Below are 6,369 nucleotides of genomic sequence, written 5' to 3'. Positions count from 1 at the left end.
GCGGACTCATGCGCCGCGGACTCGTGCGTCGTGGCGAGGCCGCCTTCCAGCAGCGCGTCGGCCGCGCCGATCGCCGGCTCGCCCTCGGGACGGTCTTCGGACGCCTCGGAGGTCACGCTCTCGGAGGTCCGGGCCACCTTCGCGGCGTTGCCGTCGCGACGGCCGCGCGAGCGGCGGCGGGGCTTGCGCTCCTCGCGCTCCCGGTGCTCCTCCGCCTCGCGGGCGTCGTCCTCCAGCAGCGCCTGCCGGTCGGCCAGCGGAATCTGGTAATAGTCCGGGTGGATCTCGCTGAAGGCGAGGAAGCCGTGGCGGTTGCCGCCGTACTCGATGAAGGCCGCCTGGAGCGAGGGCTCCACACGGGTCACCTTGGCGAGGTAGATGTTACCGCGAAGCTGACGCCGGTTGGCGGCCTCGAAGTCGAATTCCTCGACCCGCGACCCGTGAACCGTGACGACCCGGGTCTCCTCCGGGTGCATCGCGTCGATGAGCATCTTGTTGTTGTTGGCCATGACGAACTTTCGACATGGCGGTCGACGTCGTTCTCCTCGAACCGCGCGGTCCCGATGGTGCGCCCCCCGATCCCGACGCATCGGATGGTGGGGTCAGCGCACGTGACGACCCGGGGAAGGGGGTCGCGGAAGCTGTGGGGAAGGGATTGCCGCCAACCGCCGTAGGGCGCCGGATCTCGGCGCGCGTGGGGTTGATCCTGGCCAGGGTCGACGAGAAGGCGGCGCCACGCGAAACGCGCAGGCGTTGAACACGAGCAACGGCAACCGATGCTGTGTGTCCGCTCATTCTCTCCCTGACCTCGCGAAGACTGTGTGTGGGCTCGTCCGAAGACAGGCCGTGCACTCCAAGAACGGTGCGGCGGCCCGATCGGAAGCCGCCGAATGAACCGACTCCCACCCGGATTTGAAGCGCCGCATCGTCCGACGTGAAACGGTCTGACGCGAAGAGCCGACTGCGAAGGCGATCCCGCATGAAGCCGGACCGCGCCCGCGGGCCGCGGAGCAAACCGCGCGGCACCGGGAAGGGGACCCTACCATTACAGAGCGTCGCGACCTTTTGGCAAGGACCTTCATCGGAAAGGGCCCGCGCCGGCACGGACCTTCATTCGCCGAGATCCGCCTTCGCCCGCCGGGCCGCGCTGTCGCCGAAGGGCCACAAGGCCTCGCGAATCGGAACGCGGGGTTTGAGGAACGGTTAACCATCCCGTCCGTATCCCTTAAGCGCACGGCTCGCCGAAGCGCGTTCGCGAGCCAGCCCCTCCAGGGACGAAAGCCGGACCGATGCCGATACGCTCGCCCCTGCTCCGCTCCGCCGCCGTGGCACTTCTCGCCGCCGGCATGGTGCCCGCCGGCACCCTGCGTCCCCTGGCCCAGGACGGCGACAAGGCCCGCGCGACCGCGCGGGGCGCCCAGGCCGCCGTCGCCATCGCGGCCGAGCTCTCGACGAACGCGGGCACCACCCGGCTGACCCTGACGCTCTCGAAGGCCATCGAGGCCAAGGCCTTCGTGATGGAGCGGCCGGACCGGGCCGTGATCGACCTCGCCGAGGTGAACTTCCAGCTCGGCCCCGAGACCGGACGCAAGCGCGACGGGCTCGTCTCCTCCTTCCGCTACGGGCTGTTTGCCCCCGGCCGCTCGCGCATCGTCGTCGACCTCGCCCAGCCCGCCAGCGTCGGGCGGATCGAGACCGTGACCCGCCCCCGCGACGGCGCCGTGCTCCTCAGCGTCGAGTTCCAGCGCGCCGACCGCGACGCTTTCCGTCGCGCCGCCGTGGCGAGCGACCCGGCGCCGGCCCAGCGCAAGGCCGCCGCACCGGAGCCGACGGATGCCCGCCCCCTCATCATGGTGGATGCCGGCCATGGCGGCACCGACCCGGGCGCCATCGCGGCCACGGGCGTGTTCGAGAAGGACATCGTCTTCGGCTTCGCTCAGGCCCTGGTGACACGGCTCGAAGCCGGCGGCCGCTACCGGGTGCGCATGACCCGCGAACGGGACGTGTTCGTGCCGCTCTCCGAGCGCGTCCGCCTCGCCCGAGAGGCGAAGGCCGACCTGTTCGTCTCGATCCACGCCGACTCGATCTCGTCGGCCCCGCAGGTGCGCGGCGCCACCATCTACACCGGCTCCGAGAAAGCCACCGACGCCGAATCGGCCAAGCTCGCCGAGCGCGAGAACCGGGCCGACGCCGCCGCCGGCACCGAGTCGAACGAGGGGCCAGGCCACGTCGCCGACATCCTGCAGGACCTTACCCTGCGGGAGACCCGCACCTTCTCGTCGGGCTTCGCCAAGGACCTGATGGCCCATCTCGGGCCCGTGATGGAGATGAGCGCCAAGCCGCACCGCGAGGCCGGCTTCCAGGTGCTGCGCTCGCCCGACGTGCCTTCCGTGCTGGTCGAACTCGGCTACCTGTCGAGCAAGCGCGACCTCGATCTGCTCCAGTCCGAGGGCTGGCGGGCCGAGGTCACCGGCGGCATGGCCAAGGCCATCGACGCCTTCTTCGGCAACCGCACCTCCCTGACCCGCCCGGTTCCGCCCCGGCGCTCGGCGGCAATCGCCCCAGTTTCACCATAGAATGGTTGTGAAACCGGGGCTCGCAACGCCCCGGCCGGATCGACGTCGATGAGCCTCGACGGGAACCGTCGCGGGCACCCTGAGCCTACGCCACCCATCGCACGCGCCTCGCCCGCAAGATCGCGGCGAGACCCTTGCATCGAGGCCCTTGCATTTCGGGCCGGGACACGGTCCAGGGAGCACACGCCACGGTGGCGGGTGCTCTCGCGGCCGGCGGGCGGCGGCGGATCATCGACGGACGGGACCCGGATGCGCTTCATCCTTCGTTTCTTCGGCTTCCTGTTCAGCATCGGCGCGATGGTCTTCGTGATCGGCGCCGCGGGGGCGGCGTTCTTCTACTGGAAGTTCAGCCAGGACCTGCCGGACCACGCCGCGCTCGCCAATTACGAGCCGCCGGTGATGAGCCGCGTCCACGCGGCGGACGGCTCCCTGCTCGCCGAATACGCCACCGAGCGCCGGCTCTACCTGCCGATCCAGGCGATGCCGAAGATCGTGGTCGCGGCGTTCCTCTCGGCCGAGGACAAGAATTTCTACAAGCACGGCGGCGTCGACCCCGAGGGGCTGGTCCGCGCCGCGCTGACCAACTTCAAGAGCGGCAAGAAGCAGGGCGCCTCGACCATCACCCAGCAGGTGGCCAAGAACTTCCTGCTGTCGCCGGAGCAGACCTTCGAGCGCAAGGCCAAGGAGGCGCTGATCGCCTTCCGGATCGAGGCCGCCTACTCAAAGGACAAGATCCTCGAACTCTACCTCAACGAGATCTTCCTCGGCACCATCGTACCCGGCCGCAACCTGCATGGGGTCGCGGCGGCCGCACTCGATTATTTCGGCAAGTCCGTCCACGAGCTGACGATCAACGAAGCGGCCTACCTCGCCGCCCTGCCCAAGGGGCCGAACAACTACCACCCCTACCGCCAGACCCAGAAGGCGCTGGACCGGCGCAACGAGATCATCGGCCTGATGGCCCAGAACGGGTACATCACCAAGGAAGAGGCCGAGGCCGCCCGCAAGATGCCGCTCGGGGTCAATCCGCGCGTCGCCTTCGCCAACGCCGCCAACGCCAACTACTTCACCGAGGAAGTCCGCCGCGAGATCGCCGAGCGCTACGGCGAGAAGAAGCTCTACGAGGGCGGCCTGTCCGTGCGCGCCACCCTCGACCCGAAGATGCAGGCCTGGGCCCGCAAGGCGCTGGTGGACGGCCTGATCCGCTACGACCAGTCCCATGGCTGGCGCGGCGCGCAGGCCAAGGTCGACCTCGTCGGCCGCGACTGGGGCCTGGCCGTCTCGGAGGTCTCCGGCCTCGGCGACGTCGCTCCCTGGCGCCTGGCGGTGGTGCTGAGCACCAACGGCGGCGCCGCGCAGATCGGCCTCCAGCCCCGCCGCGAGGCCTCCGGCCACGTCTCCAAGGACCGCGAGACCGGCACCATCGGCGCCGACGGCACCCGCTGGACCGGACGCTCGCCCGCCGCCGCCCTGAACCCGGGCGACGTGGTCTACGTGGAAGCCATCGACGGGGGCCGCGGCCTTTACCGCCTGCGCCAGCGCCCGGAGATCTCCGGCGCCATCGTGGCGATGGACCCCTATACGGGCCGCGTCCACGCCATGGTGGGCGGCTTCTCCTACGACGAGAGCCAGTTCAACCGCGCCACCCAGGCGATGCGCCAGCCCGGCTCCTCGTTCAAGCCGATCGTCTACTCGGCGGCCCTCGACAACGGCTACACCCCGTCCTCCATCGTGCAGGATTCGCCGATCACCATCGAGGCGGGCCCCGGCCAGGAGGCCTGGACGCCCTCGAACTACGACGGCAAGTCCGGCGGCCCGCACACGCTGCGCTACGGCATCGAGCACTCGAAGAACCTGATGACGGTGCGCCTGGCCAAGGACGTGGGCATGCCGCTCATCGCCGAGTACGCCCGCCGCTTCGGCGTCTACGACGACATGCTGCCCGTGCTGCCGATGTCGCTGGGTGCGGGCGAGACCACCGTCATGCGCATGGTCACCGCCTATTCGATGCTCGCCAACGGCGGCCGGCGCATCCGCCCGACCCTGATCGACCGCATCCAGGACCGGGTCGGCGAGACCATCTACAAGCACGACACCCGCAAGTGCCTCGGCTGCGACGCCGACAAGTGGTCGGGCCAGGACGAGCCCAAGCTGGTGGACGATTCCGAGCAGGTCCTCGATCCGCTCACCGCCTACCAGATGACCTCGATCATGGAGGGCGTGGTCCAGCGCGGCACCGCCACGATCCTGAAGCAGGTCGGCAAGCCGCTCGCCGGCAAGACCGGCACCACCAACGACGCCAAGGACGCGTGGTTCGTAGGCTTCTCGCCGGACCTGGCCGTCGGCGTCTATCTCGGCTTCGACAAGCCGCGCTCCCTCGGCGACCGGGCCACCGGCGGCGGCCTCGCCGCCCCGATCGCCCTCGACTTCCTGAAGCAGGCGCTCAAGGACAAGCCGCCGACACCGTTCCGCGTGCCCCCGGGCATCAAGCTGATCCGCGTCTCGGCCTCCTCCGGCATGCGCGCGGGCTCCGGCGACGGCCCCGGCACCATCCTGGAGGCCTTCAAGCCCGGCACCGCCCCGCCGGACGCCTACGTCGCCGCCCCGCGGGACCGTGACAGCGCCCCGGCTGCCGTGCCAGCGGACGCGGACCGCGCCGCCCAGGCCGGCGGCCTGTACTGAATCCACGCCACGCGTGCCGCCGGGACGAACACGGTCCGGCGACGCATTTCTTCGCTTGCGGTCAGGGAGCCGTCCCATCGGCGGCGAGGGCCCTGGAGGCGGCCTCCAGGCTCAACTGACCGTCGGCGACGAGGTGGGCGAAGCCGTGTACGATGGCCCAGGCGCGGAGCGTCGCCGGCCCGATGGTCCGGATTTCGCACGCATCGCCCCCGGATACGGCGCGGCCCGAAGCGACCCGGTCGAGTGCCCGCAAGGCCTCGAGGGCGGCACTGGCGAGGTCGGGAAAATTCGCCTTGCACAGGCTGCTGCCGAACATCAGCAGGAAGCACGGGCGTTCCGCCACGGCGAAGGCGAGGTAGGCTTCCCCCATCGCCGCGAGATCGTCCCCCGCCGCCTCGAGGCGCGCGCGCAGGCGGCCGAACCCCTCGGCCGCGACCCCGGCCAGGAGAGCATCCCGGCTCGGAAAATGCCGGTAGGGCGCATTGTGCGAGACGCCCGCCACGCGGGCGACCTCACGCAGACTCACCGCCCCGATACCGTCCCGGTGCAGGATCCCCAAGGCCGCGTCCAGCAGCGAGCGCCTGAGATCGCCGTGGTGATACGGCGCCTTTTCGGATGTTGACACTGCCAACTTCATTCCTCATGTTGTCCGCGTCAACATAGCAGGTACGTGGAGAGACGGCATGACGCTCGAGCCCCTGATCGCCTCGGGCCCCGTCATTCAGGCGCATGCGCTGGCGGCGATTCTCGGAATCGGTCTCGGCACCCTCCAGTTCGCGATGCCGAAGGGCACGCCGGGGCATCGCCGGCTCGGACGGGCCTGGGTCGGCCTCCTCGCCTTCGTCGCCCTCTCGTCCTTCGGCATCCACGAATTGCGGCAGGTCGGCCCCTTCAGTTGGATTCACGGCCTTTCGATCCTCACCCTGGGCGTGCTCGCCGCCGGCATCGCCCTGGCCCGGGCGGGGCGGATCGCGGCGCATCGCTGGACGATGATCGGTCTGTTCGTCGGCGGGCTTCTCGTCACCGGCCTGTTCACGCTGGTGCCGGGCCGGGTCATGTACCGGGTCCTCTTCACCACTTAGACCAAGTCTCAGTGAGCCTGACCCATAGG

At 70.1% G+C, this 6,369-nt stretch carries 4 protein-coding genes and 1 pseudogene; 3 read left to right on the top strand and 2 right to left on the bottom strand.

Annotated features, from left to right (window positions below; genetic code table 11):
- Nucleotides 1–509, bottom strand: a pseudogene (locus tag K2X24_RS24215) (S1 RNA-binding domain-containing protein); the annotation flags it as partial.
- A 780-nt stretch (nt 510–1,289) separates the two neighbouring features.
- On the opposite strand from K2X24_RS24215, the gene K2X24_RS24210 reads away from it, so the two are divergent.
- Together K2X24_RS24210 and K2X24_RS24205 are read left to right on the top strand one after the other, a co-directional pair.
- Entirely contained in the window at nt 1,290–2,576 is a 1,287-nt protein-coding gene (locus tag K2X24_RS24210; protein ID WP_292501931.1) for an N-acetylmuramoyl-L-alanine amidase, read from the top strand.
- A gap of 249 nt (nt 2,577–2,825) precedes the next feature.
- Nucleotides 2,826–5,258, top strand: coding sequence for a penicillin-binding protein 1A (locus K2X24_RS24205; protein ID WP_292501929.1), 2,433 nt, complete (start codon nt 2,826–2,828; stop codon nt 5,256–5,258).
- 61 nt (nt 5,259–5,319) lie between these two features.
- Here K2X24_RS24205 and K2X24_RS24200 read toward each other — a convergent pair whose 3' ends face one another.
- The gene (locus K2X24_RS24200) at nt 5,320–5,883 is read right to left on the bottom strand and encodes a TetR/AcrR family transcriptional regulator (protein WP_292501928.1); all 564 of its coding nucleotides are present in this window, start codon (nt 5,881–5,883) and stop codon (nt 5,320–5,322) included.
- A 58-nt stretch (nt 5,884–5,941) separates the two neighbouring features.
- Between K2X24_RS24200 and K2X24_RS24195 the strand changes: the two genes are divergently transcribed.
- Nucleotides 5,942–6,340: a hypothetical protein gene (locus K2X24_RS24195; RefSeq protein WP_292501926.1), complete on the top strand. Its 399-nt coding sequence runs from the start codon at nt 5,942–5,944 to the stop codon at nt 6,338–6,340.
- Nucleotides 6,341–6,369: the final 29 nt, after the last annotated feature.

Origin of the sequence: Methylobacterium sp. (assembly GCF_019750675.1) — a bacterium.
Classification (GTDB): Bacteria; Pseudomonadota; Alphaproteobacteria; order Rhizobiales; family Beijerinckiaceae; genus Methylobacterium.
This window is presented reverse-complemented; position numbering and strand designations above follow the sequence as displayed.